This window comes from Nocardia sp. NPDC004718, assembly GCF_053601535.1.
In genome coordinates this window covers 1-1,688 of record NZ_JBSGCA010000146.1, presented here as the reverse complement: position 1 = coordinate 1,688, position 1,688 = coordinate 1, and the positions used below count along the sequence as shown (strand labels likewise).

Below are 1,688 nucleotides of genomic sequence, written 5' to 3'. Positions count from 1 at the left end.
GGGGGTCAGGACAGGGTGGTGACTTCCAGGTCACCGTCGGCGTACTGGGCGCGTAGCCGCTTCTTGTCGAACTTGCCCACACTGGTCTTGGGGACCTCGGCGATGAACGTCCAGCGTTCGGGCAGCTGCCATTTGGCGAACTTGTCGGCCAAGAACTCCCGCAGTTCTTCGGGTTTGGCTTCGGCGCCCTCGGCCAGCACGATCGCCACCAACGGACGCTCGTCCCATTTCTCATCCGGCACACCGATCACCGCGGCCTCCGCGACCGCCGGGTGCGCGATCACCGCGTTCTCCAGATCCACCGAGGAGATCCACTCACCACCGGACTTGATCACATCCTTCGAGCGGTCCACCAACGTGAGATAACCGTCGGGGCTGATCTTGCCGACATCCCCGGTCCGCAACCAACCATCATCGAACTTCTCCGGATCGATCACCGTGCCGTCGGGCGAATAGTACGAACCGGTGATCCACGGACCACGCACCTGCAACTCCCCCAACGACACCCCGTCGTTGGCGACCACACCATCGTCGCCGACCAGACGCGCCCGCACCCCCGCCGGGAAACGACCCTGCGTCACCCGATACGCCCACTTCTGCTCCTCGGTGACCGCGGTCGCCGGCGGGTGCGCCACACTGCCCAACGGCGAGGTCTCGGTCATCCCCCACGCGTGCAGCACCCGCACACCGTGCTTGTCCTCGAAGGTGCGCATCATCGACGGCGGCACCGCCGAACCACCCACCACCACCGCACGCAGATGCGTGATGTCCTGCGGGTCGGCCGCCAACCCGGCCAGCACCCCACCCCAGATCGTCGGCACCGCCGCGGCGAAAGTCGGGCGCTGCGCGGCCATCACCTCCAACAGCGGACCCGGCTGCAGGAACCGGTCGGGCATCAACAGATTCGCCCCCGCCATCAACGCCGCATACGGCAGACCCCACGCATTCGCGTGGAACAACGGCACGATCGCCAGAATCGAGTCGGTACCGTGCAAACCCATCCCGTTGTTCGCGGCCACCTGCATCGCGTGCAACCAATTCGACCGATGCGAATACACCACACCCTTCGGATCACCCGTCGTACCGGAGGTGTAACACATCGCCGCGGCAGCGCGCTCGTCGATCACCGGGAAGTCGTAGACCTCCGGCTGCGCACCCAGCAGTTCGGTGTAGGAATGCACCTGCACGCCCTCGGGCGCGGTCAACGTGGCCGCGTCGCCGTTGACCACGATCACATGCCGCACCGTCCTCAGGTGCGGCAGGATCTGCCCGAACAACGGCACCAGGCTGCCGTCCACCAGCACCACCCGATCCTCGGCGTGGTTGGCCACATACACCACCTGCTCGGGGAACAACCGGATGTTCAACGCGTGCAGCACCGCGCCCATCGCGGGCACCGCGATATAAGCCACCAAATGCTCGTTGTTGTTCCACATGAACGTGCCCACCCGGTCACCGATCCCGATGCCCAGCCCACCCAACGCGTTCGCCAACCGCGCCGACTCCGCACCGACCTCACGATAGGTCATGGTGCGCACGCCGGAACCGGTCCACGTCGACACGGACGAATCCCCAGCGAACGTCGATGCATAGCGCAGCAACGTCGCCAACGACAACGGCTCGTCCTGCATAGTGCTCAACATCGGAACTCCTTCTTCCATCGATGACTTCCCCACAGAAAGCCACAT

The 1,688-nt window shown here is 65.1% G+C and carries 1 protein-coding gene; it reads right to left on the bottom strand.

The window, feature by feature from the left end:
- Positions 1-5: 5 nt before the first annotated feature.
- Positions 6-1,643 carry a long-chain fatty acid--CoA ligase gene (locus tag ACWEH3_RS36010; protein ID WP_450022662.1) on the bottom strand — a complete coding sequence of 546 codons (1,638 nt, stop codon included), beginning with the start codon at positions 1,641-1,643 and terminating at the stop codon, positions 6-8.
- Between the last annotated feature and the right edge of the window lie 45 nt (positions 1,644-1,688).

Bases quoted from the DNA above. Each gene is read 5' to 3' on its own strand.
- ACWEH3_RS36010 (WP_450022662.1), bottom strand. From the start codon at position 1,643: ATGTTGAGCACTATGCAGGACGAGCCGTTGTCGTTGGCGACGTTGCTG.